This window comes from Allomesorhizobium camelthorni (genome assembly GCF_011045125.1).
Taxonomy (GTDB): domain Bacteria; phylum Pseudomonadota; class Alphaproteobacteria; order Rhizobiales; family Rhizobiaceae; genus Allomesorhizobium; species Allomesorhizobium camelthorni.
Genome location: NZ_JAAKZF010000012.1, coordinates 89,838 through 112,140 on the forward strand (window position 1 = coordinate 89,838; position 22,303 = coordinate 112,140).

The following is a 22,303-nucleotide window of genomic DNA, read 5'->3' on the forward strand; positions in this document are numbered from 1 at the left end:
GGACTCCAGAAAGAAGGCCCTGGCTGTGTCCGGGGCCTTCTTACGCAACGTCGAGCACGATCTTGCCGATATGCTCGCCCTCTTCCATCCGTTCATGCGCCCGCCACGCTTCCCTGAGCGGGAATATCATGTCCATGACAGGAACCACCCGCCGCGCCGCCAGCAGCGGCCAGACCTGGGCCTCGAGCGCCGCCGCGATCTGCCCCTTGAACTCGACTGTGCGCGGCCGGAGCGTCGAGCCGGTGTGAATGAGCCGCTTGACCATCAGCTTGGAAAAGTCGGCGCTCGCCACCGCCCCGCCCTGCGTGGCGATCTGGACGATACGGCCTTCAACCGCCGCTGCGTCGTAGTTGCGGCCGACATAGTCGCCACCGACCATATCGAGAATGACGTTGGCGCCGCGCCCGTCCGTCGCCTCCTTCACGGCCGCGACGAAATCCTGCTCGCGGTAGTTGACCGCGCGGTCCGCGCCGAGCTTCAGGCAGGCTTCGCACTTTTCCGCCGAGCCGGCAGTCGTGATCACATAGGCGCCGAGGGCCGAGGCGAGCTGGATCGCCGTGGTGCCAATGCCCGACGAGCCGCCATGGACGAGCAGCGTTTCGCCGGCTTTCAGCCCGCCACGCTCGAACACATTGTGCCAGACCGTGAAGAAGGTTTCCGGCAGGGCGGCCGCCTCGGTCAGCGTGAAGCCCTGCGGCACGGGCAGCGCATTGCTTTCATGCACCTTGGCGTATTCGGCGTAGCCGCCGCCCGGCGTCAGCGCACAGACGGCATCGCCCAGCCGCCAGCGCCTCGCGCCTTCTCCGACGGCCACCACTTCGCCGGACACTTCGAGGCCGGGCAGGTCGGACGCGCCGGGCGGCGGCGGATACGCCCCCTTGCGCTGCTGCACGTCAGGACGATTGACCCCGGCGGCGCGCACGCGGATGAGGATCTCGCCTGCGCCGGGCTCCGGCACGTCGCGCTTTTCCGGCTTCAGCACCAGCGGTCCGCCGGGCTGCGAAATCGCGACCGCCGTCATCTTCGCCGGTATCTTGTCTCCATTGGCCATTCTCGGCATCCTCCCAGGCTCGGCCCGCCGCCCGCGGCGATTGCATCGCCGCCCTCCTCTTATGTAGTCTGTCGGCCGATCAGGCAAATTGGAGATGCGGCGATGGCGATCTTCGACGAAGAACCGAAAAAACCGGCGAGCCGGCACGAGATAGGCCAGGATCTCTCTCTGCTTTCCGCGTCCGAACTTTCCGAACGGATCGGCCTATTGCGCGACGAGATCGCCCGGCTGGAGGCCGAACTGAAAGCGAAGGGCGCTACCAAGAGCGCTGCGGAAGCGCTTTTCAGCCGCAGATAGTCGCACCGCTGCCGCCGGAACGCCTCAAAGGGCGGTATGTTCGGGGCTGATTCTCCTCCAGCCGGACCAGCGCATGTTCATGTTCGCCGCCTACCGACCGATCCTCTCGCTCCTGCGCGGCACCGCCTTTCTCCTGGCCGCATCTGGCCTGCACGGCCTGCTTCTGCCGTTGCGCGGCCAGGAGGAAGGTTTTTCGACGGCCGTTCTCGGCCTTTTGGGAACCGCTTGGGCGGGTGGCTTCGTCACCGGCTGCTTCTTTGCCCCGCGGCTCGTGCGGCGCGCTGGCCATGTCCGCGCCTTCGGCGCATTTGCGGCCTCGGGGGCGATTATAGCGCTAATGACGGGGCTGGTCATCGACGAGATCGCCTGGATCATCCTGCGTGCCTTTACAGGCTTCACGATGGCCGGCGCCTTCATGGTCATCGAAAGCTGGCTCAACGAGACGTCGACCAACGAGAATCGCGGCACGGTCTTTGGCCTCTATATGATGGTCACTTTTGCTTCGATCATGGCCGGACAGATGATCGTCGCGGTGGGGGACGTCAGATCGGCATCGCTGTTCATGGTCACAGGCATATTTTTCTGCCTGTCGCTCATTCCGACCGCCGTCTCGACCGCCGCAACTCCCAAGCCGCTGCAGGACGTCTCGCTCGATCTGAAGGGCCTTTACGCGAATTCGCCGGTCGCATCCGTCGCCTGCGTGCTCATCGGCATCGCCAATGGCGCGTGGGGCACACTGGGAGCGGTCTATGGCGCGCGCATCGGCATTTCGACCGCCGAGATCGCGCTGATGATGAGCCTCGTCGTCGTCGCGGGCGCCGCCATGCAATTGCCGGTCGGGCGTGTTTCCGACAAGACCGACCGCCGCTTCGTTCTCGCCGCCGCCTCGCTGGGATCGGCCATGTTCGGGCTGATGGTCTTCGTGGCGACGCCGCGCTCCGGCGCCTTCGTGATCGCGATGACCGCGTGCTACGGCGCGCTTGCCTACACGCTCTATTCGCTCGCCGTCGCCCACGCCAACGACCACGCCAAGCCCGAAGAGTTCGTCAAGGTTTCGGGAGGGCTGCTGCTGCTCTACGGCTTCGGGACCATGATCGGCCCGGTGATCGGCGCGCTGCTGATGGGTGCGATGCGGCCGGAAAGCGTGTTCCTGGCGACCGCGCTCGCCCATTTCTCGCTTGCGGGCTACACGGTGCTTCGCATCGGCCGCCGCGCACCGGTGCCGCTCGAGGATCGCGAAGCCTTCAAGACGCTGCCTTCCGAGCGTGGCGTCACACCGGAGGCGGTGCGCCTCGACCCGCGCACGCCGGCCGAACAAGACAGTTGAGATTCGGCGATTATTGCCTCACAAGAAGCGATGATCCTGACCGATGCGTTCATGGCCATTGCGGATTCCAACCGGCGTCATCTCCTGGAGGAGTTGCGCCGCGGACCCAAGACCGTCGGGCAACTGGCAGCCGGCCTGCCGGTTTCGCGGCCCGCCGTTTCACAGCATCTGAAAGTCCTGCTCGATGCCGGGCTGGTCAGCGCGCGCCCGGACGGAGCGCGCCGCGTCTACGCCGTTAGCGAGCACGGTTTTCTCAAGCTCAATATCTGGTTGGATCAGTTCTGGCAGGCTTGAACATCCCCCGAACTGGCGGACAAACCGCCTATCGTTGCCGAAGCCCAGAGGCTTCGAGCGCGCGAATAACAAAGGAAGATATCCCGGCGACACCGCGTACCGCCGGAAAGCTGGCCGCGCCTATATTGGCGCGCTGCCTTTAGCCTTAGTGCCTGGTCGGATTCGCCCTCAGTTTTTCAATCTCGTCCTTGAGCGCCAACTTGCGCCGCTTGAGGGTCACGATTTCCAGGTCGTCGACGGAAGGATGGGCCATGGCCTGGTCGATTTCGCGTTCGATATCACCGTGTTTCCGCTGCAGCTCTTCAAGATGGTTAGCAAGAGACATGATTGGTTCTCCCTTTCATGGTTTCCTCGGACAGTACGCGCCACGGAACGCGTCCACCGCTGGGCGCTCCATGACGGTACGATGACAGTTTGCCATCAGACGGTCTGGATGTCGAATACGCGTTGGTAGGATTTCCTGAATGACCGAAATGTGCTATGGGCTCCGCGCCGGGCGGCATCCGCTTCCGGACCCGCCCTGATTGGCGCAATTCGGGCGCCGGAATTCTACAGACGGTACATGATGTCGGACCAGGAACAAACCGAGATTCGTCTTGAGTTTGCGAAGCTTAAACAGGAACACGCGGACTTCGACGCTGCGATCAACGCCATGATCGCGACCTCCTGCGATCCGCTGCAGATCCAGCGCATGAAGAAGAAAAAGCTGATCCTGAAGGACAGGCTGTCCAAGCTCGAAGACAAGATAATCCCCGATATCATCGCCTGACTGGAGGAGCGGGGCGGCGGCGATCCTTGCGGCATGCCCGGATTTCCGTTATTCGCCACCCTTCAACCGGCGGGGATCGAAGGTTTGAGCAGCAAGCGCGCCGACGTAGCGATCATCATGGGCAGCCAGTCGGACTGGGCGACCATGTCGCATGCCGCCGACACGCTGGCGGCGCTTGGCGTCTCCCATGAAAAGCGCATCGTCTCGGCGCACCGCACGCCGGAGCGCCTCTACGAATTCGCCAGGGGCGCCAAGGCGGCGGGTTTCAAAATCATCATCGCCGGAGCCGGAGGCGCGGCCCACCTGCCCGGCATGACGGCGGCACTTACGCCGCTGCCCGTGTTCGGCGTGCCGGTCGAATCTAAGGCGCTTTCCGGCCAGGATTCGCTGCTTTCCATCGTCCAGATGCCGGCCGGCATTCCGGTGGGCACGCTCGCCATCGGCAAGGCGGGCGCCGTCAATGCGGCGCTGCTGGCCGCTGCGGTTCTGGCGCTCGGCGACGACGACCTCGCAGCGCGGCTTGACGCCTGGCGGGCCGCCCAGACGGCCAAGGTCGCCGACGCACCAGCGGACGCACCGTGACGAAAGCGTTGGCCGCAGGTTCGACCATAGGCATCATCGGCGGCGGGCAACTCGGCCGCATGCTGGCCATGGCGACGGCACGTTTGGGCTATCGCACGGTCATCCTCGAGCCACAGCCGAACTGCCCGGCCGCTCAGGTCGCCAACCGGCAGATCGTCGCGGCTTACGACGATCGCGCCGCACTTGCCGAACTGGCAGCCGCAAGCGACGTGGTCACATACGAATTCGAGAACGTGCCGGTCGATGCTGCGACATTTCTCGCAGCAAGCGTGCCGGTGCACCCGCCGGCGCGCGCTCTCGATGTCGCCCAGGACCGCTTGACCGAAAAAACCTTCCTGAACGGCATCAGGATATCCACAGCCGATTTCCGGCCTGTGGATAATGACGGCGAGTTGGCAGCCGCGCTGGCGGCATTCGGCGGCAGCGGAATATTGAAGACCCGCCGCATGGGCTACGACGGCAAGGGCCAGCGCGTCTTCCGCGATTTTTCCGGCAGCGTCGCCGGAGCATTCGACGCAATGGGCGGCGTTCCGCTGATCCTGGAATCCTTCATCCCCTTCGAGCGCGAAATCTCGGTGATCGCCGCGCGCGGTGCTGACGGCGCGCTTGCGGCCTACGATCCGGCCGAAAACATCCATCGCGGCGGCATTCTCCACACCTCGACCGTGCCGGCCGCGATCGGCCCGGCCACCGCCAAAGCGGCGACCGACGCGGCTTTCGCTATCCTCGAGGCGCTGGACTATGTCGGCGTCATCGGCGTCGAATTCTTCGTGCTTCCCGACGGCTCGCTGCTCGTCAACGAGATCGCGCCGCGCGTCCACAATTCCGGCCACTGGACCGAGGCCGCCTGCGCCATCTCGCAGTTCGAGCAGCACATCCGCGCAGTTGCCGGGCTGCCGCTGGGCGACACGCGACGCCATTTTGACTGTGTGATAGAGAATCTGATCGGCGACGACGTGCTCCGCGCGGAAGCGCTACTGGCGGAGCCGAATCTCGTTCTGCACCTTTACGGCAAGGCCGAAGCCCGCCCCGGCCGCAAGATGGGCCATTTCACGCGGCTGAAGCCGAGGGATGTTGGTTAAGTGGTGATTACTCCGCCGGCACCGGGCAACTCATGTCGCCCTCCTCGCATTCCAGATAGCCGCCGAGCTGCTCGGTGCGTGCTTCGGTGAGGCCCTGAAGGCATCCGGACACCAACATCGGATGGATCGAGCCGCCCTGGCTGTCGGCGGTTGAGAAATCGCACTCGGCGTCGCGGAAGGCGATCCAGGCGCGTTGCGCCGCCTGCAGCCGCTTTCTTGCGTTGGTATCGTCGGAAAGCCGCTTCATGACCTCGCTGTAGGTCTTGTTGAGTTTTGCGTCCGCGGCCTCGTAGTCCTCATGGGCGCAGATGTTCATGCCCGTCTGGCTTTCGTCGGAGCGGTCGCATTCCTGGGCGAAGGCGGCGGACGATGAAAGCAGTCCGGCGAGGAGCGTTATCGGCAATCGCATGGTGTTTGTCCCGTATGGAGTGAGATACGGCATCTTGCCAATCCTCGCCGGCACACGCAATGCGCGAATCGCGACGATGCCGGCCATGATCTACCGCGCCGGCGGTTGACATTCCTTGGCCACCTCGTCTATGAGCCAGTCACGAATTCGGGCGCGCTCTTGGGCGCGTCTTTTAGTTAGGCCCGACAAGGCCCCATTCGACAGGCAAGACCATGAAGATCAAGAACTCGCTCAAGGCCCTCAAGGGCCGCCATCGCGACAACCAGCTGGTTCGCCGCAAGGGCCGCATCTACATCATCAACAAGACCGCGCCGCGCTACAAAGCCCGCCAGGGCTGATCGCGCCATCACGCGAAATTCAGTTTGACCTTCTGCTGCGCGGGGTTAGATTCCGCGCATGCGGAAGTTTTTTGCATTCCTGCCGGCCATTGCCCTGACGTTAGCGTCCGCGCCGGCCATAGGCGCTGAAACGTCGCCTCCACCTGCTAAACCCGCCGTCGCGACGCCCGAAAGCCGCCTCGAAACGCTGTTCGGCGAATTGAAGCGCGAGCGCAACGAACGCGCGGCCGAGCGCATCGCCGCCAGAATATTTGAGGAATGGAACCGCTCTGGCAGCGCCTCCGTCGACCTTATGATGCAATGGTCGCAAAAGGCCATGCAGGCGGAAAAGTTCGATGTCGCGCTCGATTTCCTCGACCAGGTGGTGACGCTGTCGCCAACCTACGCGGAAGGCTGGAACCGCCGCGCCACCGTTCATTTCATGATGCGCAGCTTCGGCAAGTCGATGGCCGACATCGACCGCACGCTGCAGCTCGAGCCCCGCCATTTCGGCGCGCTGGCCGGCTTGGCGCAAATCATGAAGGAGCGCGGCAGCAAAGAGCTGGCGCTCAACGCCTACCAGCGGGTTCTCGACATCTACCCGATGATGCGCAGCGCCCAGAACGAGGTCGCGACCCTTTCGGAAGAGCTTGCCGGCGAAGGAATTTGATGCGCATCTGCGGGACGCGCAAAACTTTTGAGTTCCACATTCCGCTTCTGCTTCCGCTTTCCTCCGGCCCAACATCTCCCGCGTGAATCTGATCTATGCCCTCGTCGCCTTCCTGCTCGCGCTGCTCTTGGTGCTTGTCGGCATCACGCGCGTCGGGTCATGGCTGATTGAACGCCGCAATCCGGCGATCGGCAGCTTCGCCGAGATCGACGGCGCCCGCCTGCACTATGTCCATGTGCCCGCGCCGGAAAATCCCGATCTCCCCCCGATCGTCTTCATCCATGGCGCCAGCGCCAATCTCAGAGACCAGATGATTCCGCTCCGGCCGCTTCTGGAGGGCCGGGCCGAACTGCTGTTTCTCGACCGGCCGGGCCATGGCTGGTCGGGCCGCGGCCCGGGCAACAACGGGACGCCGGCCGGTCAGGCCGCTTCCATTGCCGCATTGATGGACCATCTCGGCATCAGTGACGCGATCATCGTTGGCCACTCCTTCGGCGGGGCGGTCACCGCCGCCTTCGGGCTTGAACAGGCGGACAGGACGCGCGGGCTGCTGTTCATCGCCGCAGCGACCCACCCCTGGCCGGGCGGCAAGACGTCCTGGTACTACAAGCTGACGACCGTTCCGGTCCTCGGCCGGCTGTTTTCCGAAACGCTGGCCAACCCGGCGGGCTCGCTGCGTATCGTCGCGGCCGCGACCTGCGTCTTCGCGCCCAACCCGGTGCCGGAGGCCTATCTGGACGACGCCTCGATTTCGCTGGTGCTGAGACCGCGCGCCTTCCGCGCCAATGCTGTCAATGTCGAGGGGCTCTACCGCCACGCGCTCGCTGCAGCTCCGCGCTACCGCGAGACCACGGCGCCGACCATCGTGATTTCAGGCGACTAAGACACGGTTGTCTATGAGGAGCTGCATTCGACCGGTCTCGCCCGCGACATTCCCGGGGCGGAACTGGTCTGGGTGAAGAACCTCGGCCACAAGCCGGACTGGATCGCGCGCGATCTGGTGGTGGCGGCGATCGAGAAGGCCGCAGGGATGGGCCGCGATCTCCCCGACATTGCCCGCACCGTCGAGGCGCGGATTGCCGGCGACCGCTCCGGCGAAGGCGTCTGCATCAACGAGAAGGCGTCGACAGCGGAGCCGGAGCTGGCGCCGGAGTAGGGGAGTAGGGGAGTAGGGGAGTAGGGGAGTAGGGGAGTATCTCACGAGGCGACGAACAAGCAACGTCTTCTTATTCCCCTACTCCCCTACTCCCTTATTCCCCTACTCCCTCATCCCTTAGACCCCATGCCCGTCCGCGCCGACATAGGCGATGCGCAGCATGTTGGTGGCGCCGGGCGTGCGCAGCGGGACGCCGGCGGTGATGATGACGCGATCGCCGGTACCCGCGAATGTCTCGGCATAGGCGATGCGGCAGGCGCGATCGACCATGTCGTCCAGGTCGATGGCGTCCGGTGTGACCACGCAATGCGTGCCCCAGACCAGTGACAGCCGCCGCGCCGTCTCGACCACCGGCGACAGCGCGACGATCGGAACCTGTGGGCGCTCGCGCGCGGCGCGCAGGCCGGTCGTGCCGGATGCGGTGTAGGTGACGATCGCCGACAGTTTCAGCGTCTCGGCGATCTGGCGCGCCGCGAGCGAAATCGCGTCGGCGCCGGTCGCTTCGGGCTCCGAGCGCTGCGCGTTGATGATCCCGGCATAGGTCGGATCCTGCTCCACGCGTTCTGCGATGCGGTTCATCGTCGCCACCGCCTGGACCGGATATTCTCCGGCCGCCGATTCCGCCGACAGCATGATCGCGTCGGCGCCTTCGAAGACCGCGGTGGCAACGTCGGACACTTCTGCGCGAGTCGGCACCGGAGCCGAGATCATCGACTCCAGCATCTGCGTGGCGACCACCACCGGCTTGCCGGCGCGGCGACAGGCGCGCGTGATCTGCTTCTGGATGCCGGGCACCGCTTCGAGCGGCATTTCGACCCCGAGATCGCCGCGCGCCACCATGACAGCGTCCGAAAGCTCGATGATCTCGGCCAGCCGCGCGACCGCCTGCGGCTTCTCGATCTTGGACATGAGCAGCGCCCGGCCACGCGCGATCTTGCGCGCTTCAGCCAAGTCCTCCGGGCGCTGAATGAAAGACAGCGCCACCCAGTCCACTCCCGTCGAAAGCACTGCGTCGAGGTCGGCGCGGTCCTTTTCGGTCAGCGCGCCGACTGGCAGATCGGTGTCGGGAAGGCTGACCCCCTTCTTGTCGGAGATCTTGTTGCCGGCAACCACCGTGCTGACGATGGACTTACCATCGGAGCTGACGGCCTTCAGCTCAAGCCTGCCGTCGTCGATCAGCAGGCGGTCGCCCGCTTCGACCGAGGTGAGGATTTCCGGATGTGGCAGGTGCACGCGCGTCGTGTCGCCCAGCGCCGGATTGTCGTCCAGCGTGAATGCCTGCCCGGCCTTGAGCGCGACCTTGCCTTCGGTGAACTTGCCGACCCTGAGCTTGGGGCCCTGGAGGTCGGCCAATATGCCGATTGGACGGCCGAGCGCGGTCTCGACCGCACGGATGCGCCCGACCAGCGTTCGCATCAGGGCGTGGTCGGTATGGCTCATATTGATGCGGAAAACGTCGGCGCCGGCTTCGAAGAGTTTCCTGATCATTTCCTCCGAGGAGGAGGCAGGACCGAGCGTGGCGAGTATCTTGACCTTGCGGCTGCGTCTCATTGAGGGGGTGTTCCCGTGACGGCTGCGGCGCCGTCCGTTGCGGGCTCGTCGGTCAGCTGGACCATCCAGCTCGCCTGCTCGCCCGTGTCGTATTCCTGGAAGCCGGCTCGCTGGAAGCCGCGCGCGACGCAATCGTTGACGCCGGCGATCTTGAACTCTTTTTCGGCCACGCACATGTTGATCGGGCCGTCCCAGCGCCCGCCGCGCTCGGCGTCTTCAGCGTAGAGGTAGTAGAATCGCGAAGACAGCGGACCTTCGATCAGCGTCTTGCAGGTCGAGCCTTCTATATGCCACCAGCCCTCGGTCACCCAGCCGGCCTTGGCGCGGTAGCCGATGCCGACGCCGACCAGGCTCTGGGTAGCGTTGCAGACGCGGAAATCGGCGAGCGCCGCAGTGGTGGAAAAGAGCGGGAAACACAGCGAAAGCACCAGCACAGCCAGGGCGGAGCGAATCCGCATACCTCCGGCCAGTACCATTCCCAAACTCCTCGATTGCTCGGCAAACATGTGTTGATGCCCCTTTTCGGAAATGTCCGGGCGCATGTCAACGCGCGCAACAGCGCCTATCCAATCGATTTAGAAAGTGCCAAGCCGCACCGCATTCCGCCCTTGTCCGATTTCGCCCAAAAAGATTGGCGAAACAACGGCGTTGCACGTCGCAAGGCTTCGTGAAAAGACAGGGCAAATCCCCTCCTGTCCAAAAAATGCTCTCCGGGACATTCCAGCCGATGACGCGATCAGCACTTTTTGCCCCGTTCGAGGTCGTTGAAGGCGACCGCAGGCTCGGCCTGGTGCTGCTGGCCGACCATGCGCGGTGCGACCTGCCCGAGGAATATGCCGGCCTGGGGCTCCCGGCGGAAGAATTCCAGCGCCACATCGCCTATGACATCGGCGTCGAGACGGTGACGCGAAAGCTCGCAGCGCTGACCGGCGCGCCGGCGGTGATGGCCAATTTCTCGCGGCTCCTGATCGATCCCAATCGCGGCGAGGACGACCCGACGCTGATTCGCCAGCTCTATGACGGCACGGTGGTGCCGGGCAATTATCCGATGTCGGCCGACGAGCGCGAAAGGCGGCTCGAACGCTACTATCGGCCTTATCACGACGCGGTCGGCTCGGTCGTGGCTTCGGTGGCGAAACAATCGGGCGCGGCGCCCTTCATCTTTTCCGTCCATTCCTTCACGCCTATCATGCAGGGCCATGTGCGCCCGTGGCAGGTAGGCGTGCTGTGGGACATGGATCATCGCGCCGCCTGGCCGCTGATCGAAATGCTGGCGGAGGACAAGACCATGACGGTCGGCGACAACGAGCCCTACGACGGCGCGCTGCGCGGCGACACCATGTTCCGGCACGCGATCGTCAACGGCTACGCGCATGCGCTGATCGAGATCCGCCAGGATCTGATCGCCGACGAAGCCAGCGCCGAAGACTGGGCGGCAAGGCTGGCGCCGATCGTTGACGCGATCAACGCCCGTCCCGATATACATGAGGTCAAGCAATTCGGCTCGCGCACCGGGCCAGTGTGAGGATCAAGCGATGACCCGACTGAGCGAAGAGCAGAAGCGCGATTTCGAGGCGGCCGCGTTCCGCACACTGGTCGAGCACCTGCGGACACGCAGCGACGTGCAGAACATAGACCTGATGAACCTTGCCGGCTTCTGCCGCAACTGCCTGTCCAACTGGTACCGCGACGCGGCAAACGCCGCCGGCGTCGAGATATCCAAGGACGAATCGCGCGAGATCATCTACGGCATGCCCTATGCCGAATGGCAGGCGCTGCACCAGACCGAGGCTTCCGAAGCCAAGAAGGCCGAGTTCGAGGCCCGTCGCCCGAAGGATCACTGACTCGGTCCACCCCCCTTGCGGGAAGATGGCGCGACGCGCCAGAGTGGGTCGGTGCGGTGAGCGCGAAGCATTAAAGCAACACCGCACCTCCGCAGCGGTCCCACCGATGCCTTCCGGGCGACCTCTCTCATCCAGAGGGATTCCGCCCTTGACCCCTACCGCGCCTTCGGGCATCGAACGCTCCACCTTGAGCCGCGAGTCGCGGACACCCCCTCCCTGGAGAAAAGCATGGCCGACGAGATCACCGAAACCAGCCAGACTGTTGCCGCAGGCCAGCTCCGCGCCTTCATCGAGCGCGTCGAGCGGCTCGAAGAGGAAAAGCAGACGATCGCCGACGACATCAAGGAAGTGTTTGCCGAGATGAAGGGCACCGGCTTCGACACCAAGGCGGTGCGGACCATCATCCGGTTGCGCAAGAAGGATCAGGCCGAGCGCCAGGAAGAGGAAGCAATCCTCGACCTCTACAAGGCCGCGCTCGGCATGGAGTAAGGCTACCGACGCCGGGTCTTGCAATTCTCAACCTGTCTTTCCTCCAGGCACGGTCACGCGCTGGCCGGTGCGGCATTCTATGCGCAGGGATGGGATCGATTTGCTCAATCCTTCGAGCTCAACGGGGCTGCAGGAATGGCCGATTGCTGCTGGACGGCCTGCCTTTTTCCATATTTCGAGATTGCCGGGCAGTGTCGGGTGGGTCGGCATCCGTATCCAGTCGGCGCGGCCTTGCGACTGTAGCAACTCGGCTGGTGATCCGGCCGGAAGATGGCCGGTAAGCAGGATCGGGAATCCGGCCCCATCGGCACGCGGCAGCAGCAGTGAGGACGGGCCGATTTTACCCATTCCGTCATCCGCCAGAAGCGGACATGACGGCAAGGGATCACCGTCCGTCCAGTCCGCCGCTTGGCTGAGCCGCGCGCCAAGCAGCTCGGCCGCTCGCGGCAACAGGGCAGCGGTGGCGCTGATTTGCGCTGAGAGAGACGCGCGCATTCCCGTGTGAATGGCAAACTGGCCGGGCAGCACCGCTATCAGCTCGAGCGAGCGTCCGGACAGCGGCGTCGGCAACAGGCAGCCTCCCGGATGCCTGTCGATCCAGGCCGAAATGGCCTCAGCGCGCGCCGGACCCGGAACGGTATCGGCGCCATAGGATGCGTCAAGAATGAGCAGGTCGCATTGCGGCATCGCATCCATTGCAAAGACATTACTGTCCGGCACAACGTCGCCTGAATAGACGGCGCGCCGGCTGCCATCATCGACGGCAAACCAGACGCCGCCGACGGTATGTCCCGAACGCCCGGTGTTGATGGCGAGGTCCCCGCACCTCAGAATCTGTCCGGTTTCGAAGAGTTCGATCCTGTCTTGCGGAAACGGAAATGCCTTCAGGTGCTCTGGATCCGCATAGCCGGCAAGGGTAGCCGGCGCTTCAGCCCGCGTTTCGGCGGTCATCAGGATGCGGCCACGATAGCCCCGGGACAACAGCCAGCTCAGCGCTCCGACATGGTCTTCATGGGCGTGCGATATGAAGAGTGCGTCGATGTCTTCGACCGATCCCCCGATCGCGGGATAGTATTCGGCGCCTGCCGCGCCGACCTTTATGCCGGCGTCGAGCACGATGCGGCTGCCGCCGCTTCTGATCCCGACGCTGGTTCTCCCTTTCTCGCCAAACCCGCCGAGCAGTTCGATCTCCATCGTCATGCTGCTATTCGCCGGAAATCAGCCAGCCCGATTTAAGGCGCATGCGCGCCTCGGCTCCGCTCTCAAACGAGTTCGGGTCGGGTTGTTCGAAGTGCAGGTCGAGTTCGGGATTCGCCAGCGGCGAGAACTCGATACGCGCCTTGCCGCCCTGATAGACGGCCCGCTTGATCAGTGCGTCGAAACCCGGCTCGGACGGCCCGCCAGCCTCGATGTCGGATGCCCGGCAGCAGATTTTGGCGTTGCCGCGCGGCCGCTCGCCGGGGCGGCAACGGACGACCACCTCCTGCCCCAGCACCTCGACCCGACAACGACCAGATTCGGCGGCGCTCAGCACGCGCGCGGGCAGGAGTATTCCCTGCGAGATGAAAGACGCGACCATCTCATTGGCCGGTTCCATATAGAGCTGGCGTGGGGCCGCCAGTTGCGCGAGGCGGCCGTGGTCCATGACCGCGATCCGGTCGGCCAGCGCCATCGCTTCGGCCTGGTCATGGGTGATGTAGACGATGGTGGTTCCGGTGCGCTTGTGAAACGCGGCGAATTCGTCCTCCATTGAGGCCCGCAAATGCACGTCGAGGTTGGCTAGCGGTTCATCGAACAGGACCAGCGAAGGCGCAGCCACCAGGCAGCGCGCAAGCGCCACGCGCTGCCTCTGTCCGCCGGAGAGATTGGCTGGCCTGCGGTCGCCAAATCCCTTGAGATTGACCAGCGCCAGGGCATCCGCGATCTTTCGTTCGCGAGCGGCTTTCTCCACTTTCGCGACTTTCAGCGAGTATCCGACGTTCTCGGCGACGGTCATGTGCGGCCAGAGCGCATAGTTCTGGAAGACGATGCCGACACGCCGCCTCTCCGGCGGAACATTGCCGCTGGTGCTGGATACGGTTTGGCCGCCGATCCGGATTTCCCCCGAGGTGAGTCTTTCAAAGCCTGCGACCAACCGCAGCAAAGTCGTCTTGCCGCATCCGGATGGGCCCAGCACCGCGAGAAATTCGCCGTCCTTCACGTCGAAAGACATGTCTTTCACCGCATCGAAGCCGTCGAAGGACTTGGTTACGTTGCTTAGGGTCAGTCCCGCCATGGCAGCACTCCGCTCGGAAGGTGCGGCGCGAGCAAATTGGTCACCAGCATCAGGACGAAGGTGATTGCCACCATTATTGCCGATATCGCCGCCGCGTAGTTGGAATCCCCGCCCTGCTCGAACGAGAACATCACCACGCCGATGGTTTCCGCGCCTGAGGACCAAAGCAGCGCCGACACTGTCAACTCACTCAGCGCGGTCATGAAGATCAGCAGTCCGCCGGCCATCGCAGCCGGCGCGACGAGTGGAAAGATGATGGTTCTAAGCCGCGTGAACAACCGGGCCCCGGCGACCTGGGCGGCTTCCTCCAGCGCCCTGTCGACCTGGTGATATCCGCTGACCGTGGGTCTCAGCGCCAAAACCAGAAACCGGGCGAGATAGGCGTAGAGAATGATCCAGACCGTGTTGTAGATCTGAATCCCGGTCAGCGGGATCGGCTTCAGGAACAGAAGAAGCGAAGCGATCGCCAGCACCACCCCCGGCAGCGCATAGGGCAATTCGATCGCAAGGTTGAGCAGCCTCACATTCCTTTGCGTGCTCCAAGCGATCAGATAGCCGATCGGGATAGCTGCAATGACCGAGAACGCCGCCGCTGCGATCGACAGGCCGAAGCTGTTCAGGAAGGCGCGGCTGGCGGCAGTGTGTTCGAGCAGAACGAAACGGTAATTGTCGAGCGTGGCCGTCGCCGCGTTGAGCGGGATGCCGTAGCCGGGCACCAGCGACGTGAGGAGAAGGCCGACCAAGGGCAGGAACAGGATGGCGAAAATCAGGATCCACATTCCGGCCTGGACTGGAAGCCGCCAGCCGCCCAACTCGTAAGGCTCGGCGATCATCGACGTCGAACTGATGCGATAGTCGCGACGGCGGCTCATTGCCTCCTGCGCCAGAATTCCCGCCATTGCGATAACGCCGATCAACACCGACAGGAACGCCGCTTCACCCAGCGACGCCGGGCCGCCGCCTGCAAGCCGCTGGTAGATCAGCGTCGGCAGGACAAGATAATTTGCCGGAATTCCCAGAAAGGCCGGGATTCCGAAATTGCCGACACAGGAAACAAATGCGAGTGCTGCGGCCGCCATGATCGATGGCGTCATCAGCGGCAGAACTATCGTGCACAACACCGTGAACCAGTCCGCGCCGCCGGCGCGCGCCGCTTCGACCAGTTCCCGCGGAAGCTTGCGCAGTCCGGCCCGGACCAGCAGGAACACGAGCGGGCCGTATTGGACGCCCAGCAGCAGGATAATGCCTTCGGGTGAATAAAGCGGATTCCGGGCGCCGAGCGGCGGCGCGAGGCCGAGAAGTCTCAGCAACGGGCTCGCCGGTCCGAACAATTGCAGCCAGGCGAGCGCGGTCACTTGAGGCGCGACCATCAGCGGCATCACGTAACACAGCACGAATGGGCCGCGCCCCCGGACATCGGTCAACGTGACCAGAACGGCGACCAGCGTCCCCAGTATGACCGCAAGGATCGTGCCCCCGATGCCCACGACAAGCGTATGGCCGGTCGCGACCCATGTGGACGAATTTGCCAGTCCCGCGTCGATCGCCGCGCGGGAAAGGCTTCCCCCCGGCGCGACGATCTCCATGATCAGCCGCAGCATGGGCAGGATCGACAGCACGACGACAACAACAGCAACGACCGCCGTCAGGGCCATCTCTTGGCCCCGACTTTCCTTCAGCCTTACCGCCATGCTGGTTTTCCTACACCTGTCCGCAATTAACAAAGCGCCACGAATAGGGGCCAGTCGGGTTTGTTGAGCCCCCCGTCCCATGGTTTGTCGCTGATGGGACGGACAGCATCAACCGCCGAACAGTTGCGAGAACTTTTCCTTGTCGGCCTCGGTGGTCTCTACAACGGCTTTGATGTCGAACGACATCACCTTGACTTCGACACCCTCCGGCAGCCAGTCCGGGCGTCCAACGGAAGGCTTGGCCGGCAAATATCCCTGCTCCAACGCAAGCTTCTGGCCTTCTTCCGAGAGGATGAAGTCCACGAACTTCTTGGCGCCCTCGATATTCTTGGCCGTCGAGAGAATTGCGACCGGTTCGGTTACCGCGGGCACGCCTTCGGACGGGAAGATGAACTCGACGGGAGAGCCCTTCTTCTTGGCGTTCATGGCCATGAAATCGACCAGGATGCCGTAGGGCTTTTCGCCACTGGCTACCGATTTGAGCACTGCGCCATTGCCGCGCACACTGATCGTGTTGTTCGCTTTCAGCTTCTCGAAAAAGCCCCAGCCGTAGTCGGGATTGCCGGCAAAGCCGGACAGAAGATAGGCGGCCGCCCCGGAGTAAAGCGGGCTCGGCATCACCAGGCCGTCTGCATAGGCAGGCTTGGCGAGATCCGCCCAGTGCTCGGGCTTTTCGGCCGCCGCGGCGTTGTAGGCGATTCCGGTCGTGATCAGCTTGGTGCCGAAATACGTCCTGTCCGCATCATAAGAATCGGGCTGGAGGCCTTCGACATCAGCTTCCGGGTAGGCCGTTAGCCTGGAATCTCTCTTCAGCAACTCCATGCTCACTGCATCCGCGATCAGCAGGACATCGGGTTGCGGACTGTTGGCTGCGAATTCAGCGGCGAGCTTGGTGAGAATATCGCTCGTTCCAGACCGATAGATCTCCACTTCAATGTCTGGATTGGATTTCTTGAACGCGTCCACGGTCTTGGCCGCATCGGCTTCGGGCTGCGAAGTGTAGAGCGTCAGTGTCTCGGCGCTTGCGATCCCCGCAAAAAGCATGGTCGCAAGCACGACCTGGCTGGCCGCCAGCCTGGCTGTTATCGTTTTCATGAAGCCTCCAATGGTGTCTATGCAAAACGAAGCCAGCCTCAGCCGGGCCCTCGTCTGCACCTCCCTGCACGGCGCCTGTGACCAGTGGATGACAGTACGCTGACGCTTCAACCTGACAAGGCATTTCAGCCCTGCGCTCGGGTGGCGGTCAGATAACGTTTGGAAGCAACGACCGTGCGGCCGGACGCGGAGCTCCGATCGTTGTTCGAATATCTCGATCGGGCTCCGTTGCGGTTGGCGACCGTGCTTCGTCCGATCGAACATTCAGGTCGCGTGAGTGCCGCCGGGCTCAACCACCCGCCTTGGCGGCCGCGTCGATGCAATCACCACTCCAGGTTCGGCCGGGCAATCATGAGCCAGAAGATCGCCATGACCGCGCCGAAGGCCGGAAACCCGAAAAGGAACCACAGCCGAAACAGGCGATGGTAGCGGGGCGGCAGCGGCGTTTCGGCGGCAGCCGCCTTCTCCGCGAGCCTTCTCATCTCCATCTGCATCCAGACGACCGGGAGCCAGAAGGCGCCGGTGAACAGATAGAGCACGATCGACAAGGCGATCCATCCGTCCCAGAGCGAATAGCCGACATGCCAGGCTAGCGCGACGCCGGTTATGGGCTGCAAAACAACGGCGGTGGCGGTGAAAAGGAAGTCGGCAACAACGACGACCCTTGCAACGGCGGCCACCGTGCGCGCCTCGCCCGTCCGGTGGGCGAGCAGCATGAAGAAGGCGATGCCGGCACCAGTGCCTAGCAGCACCGACGCGCCGATGACGTGCAGATATTTGAGCGTGAAGTACAGCATCAGCGCTCTTCCAGAATTGCCAGTGCGACAAGGTTCAGGGTGAGGATCGGCCAGATCTTGACCAGCGCGCCCAGAGGGTCGCTCCACAGTCCGGGAAGCAGGACGGTGGCGGCAGCCAGATAGAACAGGGAAAGCGCCAGCGCGCCGTAAAGGCCGTATCTGGCCGTTGGGCGGTAAGCGATGGCAACGCCGACGGCAATATCCGCAAGCGCGCCGGCGACGACCCCGGGCGCGGCCAGCGCTCCCGCGCCCGCGCGCCGCATGAGGTCTACGCCGGCATCGTATCCCGTCGTGAGCGACACGATGCCGGTCACCAGCCAGAAGACAGGAAGTACCGTGAAGATGACCGGCTTGAGGAAGAACAGTTTTGCGTACCATCGTTCCTGCACGGACGCCGGTTCGGCCCGCAGCGCGGCCGCAAGGGGCCGGGGCTCGATTCCGGTCATCGCCGTCCACGGCCGCGGATCGCCTATCGCCCCTCGTGCAATCTCCTTGCGGGCGGTCGTTCTCATCGCCGGCCGCCAGCCAAGCGAGCCGGCGAGATCGCCAAGGCGATAGAGGGTCGCCGCAGCCCATTCGGGAAGCATAACCGTGCGTGCGGGTGGCCAACCCATCCATGCGCGGTAGCAGGCCACCACGTCCTGCATCGCGAGTTGTTCCGGTCCCGCCAGCTCAAGCGCACAACGCGCCGGAGTTGAGGGATCCACGAAGAACGAGACGGTGTCCAGGACATCGTCGAGCTGCACCACCTGGAGAGGTCCGGCATTCGGCATCACTGGCAGCCATGGCAGCGCCGCCAGGCCGCGGAAGAGCGCGCTGCCGCCAAAGGCGTTGCGGCCGAGCACCACGGACGGCCGCAGAATGACCCAGTCCAGGTCTCGCGCCATCAACGCTTCGTCGCCGGCGTGCTTGGTCCTTGAAAATTCCGAGACGGTCCCGCGGTCGACGCCGATCGCGGAAAAATGGATGACGCGGCGGATGCCTGCCGCTTCGCACGCGGCAAACAATGCGCCTGTTCCTTCGACATGGACCCCTTTCGTGGATTCTCGCGGACTGTCCTGAAGCACGCCTGCGCAGTTCACAACAGCGTCGACCCCAGCAAGATGAGGCTGCCAATCCTCCGCCCGCGTGGCGGCCGCGAGGTCGACGACAATGGTGCGGCTGGCCGCGATGGCGGGAGAATCCTTGCTGCGCACGACAGCGACGACCGCGTGACCCTCGCTGGAAAGCCTGGCGCAGACGGCCGAACCGATCAATCCCGTTGCCCCGGTTACGATGATCTGCATTCCGCACCTCGGTGTCCTGCGTCGCGAAGGTCTATCACGCGCTCCGCAAAATTCGAGAGGGCCTTTGAAACCGCAACCGTAACCTCGGAAGCAATCTTGCCTCCGGTTCGTTCGAGGGCAGAAGCCAGGTGCTTGGGATCCGGAATTTTAGGCCAAGAGCCGCCGCAGCACATGAGCGCTCCAGGCGACCGGGGCCGGCTAACCTTGGACCAGCGACCAGACTTCGATAGAGCCCAGTCCAAATGGATGCCGTGCATCCCTGCCCCTAGGCAGCGCCTGCCAAAATGCTTAAATTTGAGGGGAGCGCGGGTTGGCGCGGCGCAGCCGGCCGAAACGAAAACCCTCCGGCACGGCGGCGCGCACCATCATCATCTCTCCGATCGTTTCGTAAGTCATGAGGCCGACAAGGCGACCCGCACCGTCGATGACTGCGATGGCCGGCACACTCTTCTGCTGCATCATCCTCAAGCCCTCGCTGAGCGATCGGCGTGAATGGATGCTGGGTATGTCCGTCCGCATCGCGCTGGCGACTGGCGCTCCGGGTCCGGCCTCCTTCAGCGCGCGGATCATGTCGTCGCGGGTCAGCAGCCCTTCGAGACGGCCGGCGGAATCGACCACCGGAAATTCGCGCTGTGTCGTCGCCAGCAGCGCCTCGATCGCCTGGTCCATATTCGCAGTGCCCTCCAACCTGACGAAGTCGGTGACCATCACGTCTCCGACCAGGACGCTGGCGGCGACGTCGCGGATTTGGGCATCCTGCGCTTCCGCCGCCGCGGCGAGATAGACGAAGATGCCTATGAAGATCAGGAACGGATTGTAGAAAAGGCCGACGAAGCCGAAAACGAAGGCGAGCCCCTGGCCGATCGACGCGGCGATCTGGGTCGCTCGCGCCCACGACATGCGGGACGCGAGGGCGGCGCGCAAGACCCGGCCGCCATCCATCGGGAACGCTGGAATCATGTTGAACAGCACGAGGAAGACGTTGACCCCGGCGAGCCTGACCAGAAAACCGCCGCGTGGGTCTTCCACCTGAGCCATCTGCTCGATCCCGGCCGATCCGCCAAGAGCGACGAAGATCAGCGCGGCGATGACCACATTGACCAGCGGACCAGCGACAGCGATTACGAACTCCTGGCCGGGCTCTTCGGGCATGCGCTCAAGCCGGGCGACCCCGCCGATCGGCAGAAGCGTGATATCCGGCGTCTTGATGCCGAAGTAGCGAGCCGCGGCGATGTGACCGAACTCATGCAGCACAACGCAGGCAAAGATGGCGAGGATGAACGCAACCCCTTCCCAGGCTGCAGGCGCACCGCCGATGCGATAGTGCATGAGCCATATCCACACGAGCAGGAGCGCAAAAGTCACATGCACGCGCACAGCCGTGCCAGCGATCGTTCCAAGGTTGAAGGACCACGTCATTCGCCATTCGCTCCCGCGATGCTCATATTCACCTGCCCGGCCTCGGAGGCCCGGTATCCTCGTCGGGATTTCATCTGGTGAACTTCCCGGACAAGATGCGCATTCGGGGCAGGCTGAGTGGATCACACATGTCCGGCATTCTTGCCGACAACGGACCCTCCTTCCGGCGCCGGACGGAAGGATCGCTATCTGAGCGCAGTCGCAGCGTCAAAGTCAACGCCGGGGCTGGTCGGTCGGCTCCGAAATACCAGCGAGCGCCGTCTTCATGGCGTCCGTATCGGAACGGGCAAGATCAGCCAGCGCTAGCATGCCGACCAGGCGCTTGTCGCGGTTGAGCACCGGCAGTCGATGGACCTGATGCTCCGCCATCACTTTCGCCGCCTGCTCGATGTCGTCGTCCTCGAAACAGTAATAGACGTGTTCCGACATGACCTGGCGGACCGCCGTATTCCCGCTCGGACGTTCCTCGGCGACCGCGCGCATGGCGATGTCGCGGTCCGTCACCATGCCGACCAGCCGGTCGTTCTCGCCGACCGGCAGCGCGCCGATATTGTCCGCACGCATCGCGCGCGCGGCCTCGGCGATGTTGGTGTTGGGATCGATCACCCTGGCCCTCGGTGTCATGATTTCCTGAACTTGCATTGGATGCTCCTTTCAGATCGACATCAATCTCTACTGCTCCCCCTTCTCCCGGCCCCTTCGCTCGGTGGCCAGCGTGGCTTGCCTGCTCAGTTTCTTTGGTAGGTTCCGACAAGCTCGGCTTCTTCCACGGCATGCTTGCGCGCCTCTTCCCAAATCCTCGCGACGCCGACCTGTCCGGGTATGTCGAGGCTCGGCGCATCGAGCGCGGCAAGACGGAAATGATAGTGGTGGACGCCGTGCCCCCTGGGCGGCTCGGGGCCGTCGTAGTACGCGTTGCCGAAATCATTCTTGCCCTGCCTAAGGGCTTCCGGGCCGGGCCTGCCGCCCTCGGCCTCAGGCAGGCCGTCGAGGTTCGGGGCGATGTTGAAGACCGCCCAGTGGCCGAAGGTTCCGCGCGGGGCGTCCGGATCATCCACGACAAGAACCAGGCTCTTGGCGCCATCTGGAACTCCGGACCACTTCAAGGGCGGGGAAACATTCTCGCCGTCGCGAGTGTATCTTTCTGGAATCGGGCCGCCGTCGGAGAAGGCAGGGCTGCTGATGTTGAGCGACATTTTGTGGTTCCTTTCAGGTGAGTACCGCCGATCAGCGTTCCGCGGGCATGGTCGCAGCCGCCTTCAGCAGTTGGATAACCTCCTCATCCGAGGTCTGCTCGAAATCGACATAGTGCAGGCCGACCGCATGGAAAGGTTCCGGCATGCTGAGGCAGACGACGTCGTCGGCCTCTTCCCGAAGAGCCTCGATGGTGCTTCGCGGCGCGACCGGAACCGCGAGAACGACGCGATCCGCATCGCTGCGCCGCAGCGCCTTCAACGCGACCTTCACCGTGCTGCCGGTCGCGATGCCGTCATCGACGATGATCGCGGTTCGTCCCCGGATCGGCACGGCTGCCCGGGCTCCGAGATAACGCTCGCGCCGCCGCTCGATTTCGACGAGCTGGCGTTTCTTTTCGGCCTCCAGATAGTTCGACGAAGGGCCGAGTATCAGCGCGGCCTCCTCGTTCACGACCAATTGCGGGTCCTTGCCGTCGACCACCGCGCCTATTGCGAATTCCGGATGCCCCGGAGCGCCGATCTTGCGGACGAGGAGGACATCAAGAGGCGCGTGGAGCGCCCTTGCCACCTCGAATCCCACTGGAACGCCGCCGCGCGGCAGCGCCAGAACGACCGGATCGCGCCAGTCGGTTTTCGCCAGCTCTTCACCGAGCTGGCGGCCCGCCTCCCGGCGATCAAGGAAAGCTTGCCGTTTTTCAAACACCGT

General features: G+C 63.9%; 26 protein-coding genes and 1 pseudogene. 12 read left to right on the top strand and 15 right to left on the bottom strand.

The features are described from left to right. Positions 1–40: 40 nt before the first annotated feature. Positions 41–1,051, bottom strand: coding sequence for an NAD(P)H-quinone oxidoreductase (locus G6N73_RS12155; protein ID WP_165027847.1), 1,011 nt, complete (start codon positions 1,049–1,051; stop codon positions 41–43). 102 nt (positions 1,052–1,153) lie between these two features. On the opposite strand from G6N73_RS12155, the gene G6N73_RS12160 reads away from it, so the two are divergent. The 3 genes from G6N73_RS12160 (at position 1,154) to G6N73_RS12170 (ending at position 2,969) form a co-directional block, all read left to right on the top strand. Continuing rightward, positions 1,154–1,348, top strand: coding sequence for a DUF1192 family protein (locus tag G6N73_RS12160; protein WP_165027849.1), 195 nt, complete (start codon positions 1,154–1,156; stop codon positions 1,346–1,348). A gap of 79 nt (positions 1,349–1,427) precedes the next feature. Next, complete coding sequence (locus G6N73_RS12165) at positions 1,428–2,675, top strand: MFS transporter (RefSeq protein ID WP_165027905.1); 1,248 nt, start codon at positions 1,428–1,430, stop codon at positions 2,673–2,675. A gap of 30 nt (positions 2,676–2,705) precedes the next feature. Then, positions 2,706–2,969: an ArsR/SmtB family transcription factor gene (locus tag G6N73_RS12170; RefSeq protein WP_165027851.1), complete on the top strand. Its 264-nt coding sequence runs from the start codon at positions 2,706–2,708 to the stop codon at positions 2,967–2,969. 145 nt (positions 2,970–3,114) lie between these two features. On the opposite strand, the gene G6N73_RS12175 is transcribed toward G6N73_RS12170, so the two are convergent. Further along, positions 3,115–3,294, bottom strand: coding sequence for a YdcH family protein (locus G6N73_RS12175; RefSeq protein WP_165027852.1), 180 nt, complete (start codon positions 3,292–3,294; stop codon positions 3,115–3,117). Positions 3,295–3,534: 240 nt separating this feature from the next. Here G6N73_RS12175 and G6N73_RS12180 point away from each other — a divergent pair, with 240 nt between their 5' ends. The 3 genes from G6N73_RS12180 to G6N73_RS12190 all read left to right on the top strand — a co-directional run bounded on the left by G6N73_RS12180 (position 3,535) and on the right by G6N73_RS12190 (position 5,402). After that, positions 3,535–3,738 carry a YdcH family protein gene (locus tag G6N73_RS12180; protein WP_008834854.1) on the top strand — a complete coding sequence of 68 codons (204 nt, stop codon included), beginning with the start codon at positions 3,535–3,537 and terminating at the stop codon, positions 3,736–3,738. A gap of 84 nt (positions 3,739–3,822) precedes the next feature. After that, complete coding sequence (gene purE / locus G6N73_RS12185; protein WP_165027854.1) at positions 3,823–4,320, top strand: 5-(carboxyamino)imidazole ribonucleotide mutase; 498 nt, start codon at positions 3,823–3,825, stop codon at positions 4,318–4,320. Then, complete coding sequence (locus G6N73_RS12190) at positions 4,317–5,402, top strand: 5-(carboxyamino)imidazole ribonucleotide synthase (protein WP_165027857.1); 1,086 nt, start codon at positions 4,317–4,319, stop codon at positions 5,400–5,402. Before purE ends, G6N73_RS12190 begins: the two co-directional genes overlap by 4 nt. A gap of 7 nt (positions 5,403–5,409) precedes the next feature. Here the strand turns inward: G6N73_RS12190 and G6N73_RS12195 are convergent, their stop codons facing one another. After that, positions 5,410–5,811, bottom strand: a complete 402-nt coding sequence (locus G6N73_RS12195; protein ID WP_165027859.1) for a lysozyme inhibitor LprI family protein — start codon at positions 5,809–5,811, stop codon at positions 5,410–5,412. Between the two features lie 212 nt (positions 5,812–6,023). On the opposite strand from G6N73_RS12195, the gene ykgO reads away from it, so the two are divergent. The 3 genes and pseudogenes from ykgO (at position 6,024) to G6N73_RS12210 (ending at position 7,954) form a co-directional block, all read left to right on the top strand. Continuing rightward, complete coding sequence (gene ykgO / locus G6N73_RS12200; RefSeq protein ID WP_008834857.1) at positions 6,024–6,149, top strand: type B 50S ribosomal protein L36; 126 nt, start codon at positions 6,024–6,026, stop codon at positions 6,147–6,149. Between the two features lie 58 nt (positions 6,150–6,207). Next, the gene (locus G6N73_RS12205; RefSeq protein WP_165027861.1) at positions 6,208–6,798 is read left to right on the top strand and encodes a tetratricopeptide repeat protein; all 591 of its coding nucleotides are present in this window, start codon (positions 6,208–6,210) and stop codon (positions 6,796–6,798) included. Between the two features lie 82 nt (positions 6,799–6,880). Then, positions 6,881–7,954: pseudogene (locus G6N73_RS12210) on the top strand (alpha/beta fold hydrolase). Between the two features lie 117 nt (positions 7,955–8,071). On the opposite strand, the gene pyk reads toward G6N73_RS12210, so the two are convergent. After that, complete coding sequence (gene pyk, locus G6N73_RS12215) at positions 8,072–9,505, bottom strand: pyruvate kinase (RefSeq protein ID WP_165027862.1); 1,434 nt, start codon at positions 9,503–9,505, stop codon at positions 8,072–8,074. Continuing rightward, positions 9,502–9,963, bottom strand: coding sequence for a DUF1036 domain-containing protein (locus tag G6N73_RS12220; protein WP_425484077.1), 462 nt, complete (start codon positions 9,961–9,963; stop codon positions 9,502–9,504). The genes pyk and G6N73_RS12220 overlap by 4 nt, the downstream gene beginning before the upstream one ends. A 269-nt stretch (positions 9,964–10,232) precedes the next feature. Here G6N73_RS12220 and G6N73_RS12225 point away from each other — a divergent pair, with 269 nt between their 5' ends. The 3 genes from G6N73_RS12225 to G6N73_RS12235 all read left to right on the top strand — a co-directional run bounded on the left by G6N73_RS12225 (position 10,233) and on the right by G6N73_RS12235 (position 11,838). Then, positions 10,233–11,030: an N-formylglutamate amidohydrolase gene (locus G6N73_RS12225; protein ID WP_165027866.1), complete on the top strand. Its 798-nt coding sequence runs from the start codon at positions 10,233–10,235 to the stop codon at positions 11,028–11,030. Positions 11,031–11,040: 10 nt separating this feature from the next. Further along, positions 11,041–11,349, top strand: coding sequence for a DUF1244 domain-containing protein (locus G6N73_RS12230; protein WP_165027867.1), 309 nt, complete (start codon positions 11,041–11,043; stop codon positions 11,347–11,349). A gap of 228 nt (positions 11,350–11,577) precedes the next feature. Further along, entirely contained in the window at positions 11,578–11,838 is a 261-nt protein-coding gene (locus G6N73_RS12235; protein WP_008834845.1) for a DUF2312 domain-containing protein, read from the top strand. A 27-nt stretch (positions 11,839–11,865) separates the two neighbouring features. Here G6N73_RS12235 and G6N73_RS12240 read toward each other — a convergent pair whose 3' ends face one another. From G6N73_RS12240 to G6N73_RS12285, 10 genes are all read right to left on the bottom strand, one after another. Beyond that, positions 11,866–13,032, bottom strand: a complete 1,167-nt coding sequence (locus tag G6N73_RS12240; RefSeq protein ID WP_165027907.1) for an MBL fold metallo-hydrolase — start codon at positions 13,030–13,032, stop codon at positions 11,866–11,868. Positions 13,033–13,042: 10 nt separating this feature from the next. Next, positions 13,043–14,113: an ABC transporter ATP-binding protein gene (locus G6N73_RS12245; RefSeq protein ID WP_165027869.1), complete on the bottom strand. Its 1,071-nt coding sequence runs from the start codon at positions 14,111–14,113 to the stop codon at positions 13,043–13,045. After that, positions 14,101–15,804 (bottom strand): ABC transporter permease, encoded by a 1,704-nt coding sequence (locus G6N73_RS12250; protein ID WP_165027871.1) that lies wholly within the window; start codon positions 15,802–15,804, stop codon positions 14,101–14,103. The genes G6N73_RS12245 and G6N73_RS12250 overlap by 13 nt, the downstream gene beginning before the upstream one ends. A 108-nt stretch (positions 15,805–15,912) precedes the next feature. Beyond that, positions 15,913–16,899: an ABC transporter substrate-binding protein gene (locus G6N73_RS12255; protein WP_165027873.1), complete on the bottom strand. Its 987-nt coding sequence runs from the start codon at positions 16,897–16,899 to the stop codon at positions 15,913–15,915. Positions 16,900–17,222: 323 nt separating this feature from the next. Next, positions 17,223–17,696 carry a DUF2269 family protein gene (locus G6N73_RS12260; RefSeq protein ID WP_165027874.1) on the bottom strand — a complete coding sequence of 158 codons (474 nt, stop codon included), beginning with the start codon at positions 17,694–17,696 and terminating at the stop codon, positions 17,223–17,225. Then, positions 17,696–18,982, bottom strand: a complete 1,287-nt coding sequence (locus tag G6N73_RS12265; RefSeq protein ID WP_165027876.1) for an SDR family oxidoreductase — start codon at positions 18,980–18,982, stop codon at positions 17,696–17,698. The genes G6N73_RS12260 and G6N73_RS12265 overlap by 1 nt, the downstream gene beginning before the upstream one ends. A gap of 288 nt (positions 18,983–19,270) precedes the next feature. Continuing rightward, the gene (locus G6N73_RS12270) at positions 19,271–20,401 is read right to left on the bottom strand and encodes a site-2 protease family protein (protein ID WP_165027878.1); all 1,131 of its coding nucleotides are present in this window, start codon (positions 20,399–20,401) and stop codon (positions 19,271–19,273) included. Positions 20,402–20,614: 213 nt separating this feature from the next. Next, positions 20,615–21,043, bottom strand: coding sequence for a CBS domain-containing protein (locus G6N73_RS12275; RefSeq protein WP_165027880.1), 429 nt, complete (start codon positions 21,041–21,043; stop codon positions 20,615–20,617). An 86-nt stretch (positions 21,044–21,129) separates the two neighbouring features. Further along, positions 21,130–21,597: a YbhB/YbcL family Raf kinase inhibitor-like protein gene (locus G6N73_RS12280; protein WP_165027882.1), complete on the bottom strand. Its 468-nt coding sequence runs from the start codon at positions 21,595–21,597 to the stop codon at positions 21,130–21,132. 31 nt (positions 21,598–21,628) lie between these two features. After that, positions 21,629–22,300 carry a phosphoribosyltransferase family protein gene (locus tag G6N73_RS12285; protein ID WP_165027884.1) on the bottom strand — a complete coding sequence of 224 codons (672 nt, stop codon included), beginning with the start codon at positions 22,298–22,300 and terminating at the stop codon, positions 21,629–21,631. Between the last annotated feature and the right edge of the window lie 3 nt (positions 22,301–22,303).